Source organism: Pseudomonas sp. P7548 (assembly GCF_013386585.1).
Lineage (GTDB): Bacteria > Pseudomonadota > Gammaproteobacteria > Pseudomonadales > Pseudomonadaceae > Aquipseudomonas.
In genome coordinates this window covers 1,963-4,061 of the sequence record NZ_JACARO010000028.1, presented here as the reverse complement: position 1 = coordinate 4,061, position 2,099 = coordinate 1,963, and the positions used below count along the sequence as shown (strand labels likewise).

Sequence of the window (2,099 nt, the reverse complement as noted above, 5' to 3'; positions counted from 1 at the left end):
GTGCTGGCCGGACGGTTACGGTAGGGATGTGATCGGTTCCAGATAGAGGGCGTAATCATCAAGTGTCTGAATACGCTCATCCGGATCTACTTGCATCTCTACGAGCTCGCAGTAGAGGTCCCACGGCAAGTCAGTAGCATGAGATCGAGCCTCTTGATCGGCTGCCTGCATCCACTTGGCTAAGGTCTCCAGCGCTTTTACTGCACAAGCCATGATGTAGCCCGCATGAGCATCGCGCTCTGACGCCGAGTAGCAATTGCTGTACATGCGGACCCAATGCGCGAGGCGTGCCTTGGTATCGGTAGAGGCATACTGAAAAATCGTCTCCTCATGGATCGTCGTCTGAATGCACATGCTGGCGAGATCTTTGTTGATATCGTCACCATGAATGCGCAGACAGCATTGGTCGATCAAACGGCAGGCGTCAGCGACCTGCTCACGACAGAGGTCATAGAGCGGTTGCGCTGAGAGATAACTGAGCAGGCCGCGGCTTAACGCCAAATGCAAGATGGGGTGGTGATCAGTCATCGCGAAGTGTCATAGGTACCGTGTAACGAAGAATCCCACGCCCTGTATTCAAAGCGTGTAACCAGCGAAAGCCGCTTTGTAGGCATAGGTGCAGAACGCTTGCCCTCAGCAGTCCTGGGCTGGCTTTGGCGTTACACGCATGGGCAGCGTTACATCGGATGTACGCTAAGCTGCTGAACTGTGTAACGCAGTTAAAAGCCAATGAAATTGGGCGTTTGGCGATGGGCGTTACACGAGTAACACCCGTTACACCGGTTTTAGAGGGGGGGTGGGTATGTGCTCTCATATTGCCTTTCCAAATTGGCCCTGCACGACATTTCCACTCACTAGCGCATCAAGGTGATCGGCGTACCACTGCATCATCACTCTGCGCTGAGGTAGGTACACCGCTTTGTTATAGACCCCGGCAATCCCCTCCTTTGCATGGGAGAGTTGGGCCTCAATATGATTCTCATCGAAACCCTGCTCATTGAGTATGGTGCTGGCAATGTGACGAAAGCCGTGGCCTGTTTGCCGACCGGCATATCCCAGTCTGCGTAGCGCCATTAGAAATACGGTATTGCTACGGGGGATTGTCCTGTCTTTCCTGCCTGGAAATAGGAGAGGGTACGCACCTGTCAGTGTTCGTAACTCAGCGAGCGCTTCGATTGCCTGTTTAGAGAGAGGCACCACATGTTCGCGGCGACGTTTCATTCGTTCGGCTGGAATCGTCCATAACTTTTTGGATAGATCGATTTCTGACCAGCGTGCTTCTCGAATTTCGCTCGGGCGCGATGCTAATAAAGAAAGCAAGCGAAGCCCTATGCGAACGTCCTTTGCGTGTGGGTAGGAGTTGATTGCTCGAAGCAGCGCAGGCAGTTCTTCAATCGAAACGTGTGCATAGTTTTCAGCGCTACGCGATTGTAGGAATTTACTGAGACCTTCAAGGGGGTTATGGACGGCTCGTCCTGTTACGCGGGCAAGGTCATAGATCTCTTTGCAAAAGGCGCGAACCCGGCCCATTTGTTCAATGATTCCCTTCTGTTCCATACCGCGTAGAAACTCCATCCATTCCAGGGGCAGTATTTCTGTGTATACGCGTTTGCCGAAGACGGGGAAGACGTGAAGCTCCAGTGCGCCAAGCACTCTTCGAGACGTACCTGACTCCCAGCTTGTGCGTCTGGCCTCAAACCACTCGCGACCTAACGCCTCAAAGGTGTTGTTCGCAGCAACCTGGTCTGCGACCTTGCGAGCTTGTTTGCTCACCAATGGATTTTTGCCGGTCGATGCGTCTTCACGCAGTTGCGCTGCTTTCTGTCTCGCCAAGGAGCCACTGATTTCCGGGTAGCCGCCGAGACCTAGCCAAGACCATTTCCCGTCTGGCTTTTTGTAGCGCAGCTCCCACGATTTTTGCCCGTTAGGTTTTACCCGGAAGTACAGGCCATTCCCATCCTGCTCCCGATATGTAGCCTGCTCAGACTCCAGGCCTGCAAGCGTGGTGTCTGCTAAGGGGCGGCGTTTGATCTCAGAGCGCTTCACTTCCTGTATGCCTCCAGTTATAGGAATCTCAAAGCATACACGTGGGCATACAC

At 53.4% G+C, this 2,099-nt stretch carries 1 protein-coding gene and 1 pseudogene; both read right to left on the bottom strand.

Translation table 11 applies throughout. The features are described from left to right. Positions 1–21: 21 nt before the first annotated feature. A pseudogene (locus tag HX803_RS13070) lies at positions 22–528 on the bottom strand (hypothetical protein); the annotation flags it as partial. Positions 529–810: 282 nt separating this feature from the next. Next, on the bottom strand, positions 811–2,046 hold the full coding sequence (locus tag HX803_RS13065) for a tyrosine-type recombinase/integrase (RefSeq protein ID WP_178921060.1): 1,236 nt from the start codon (positions 2,044–2,046) through the stop codon (positions 811–813). Positions 2,047–2,099 lie beyond the last annotated feature (53 nt).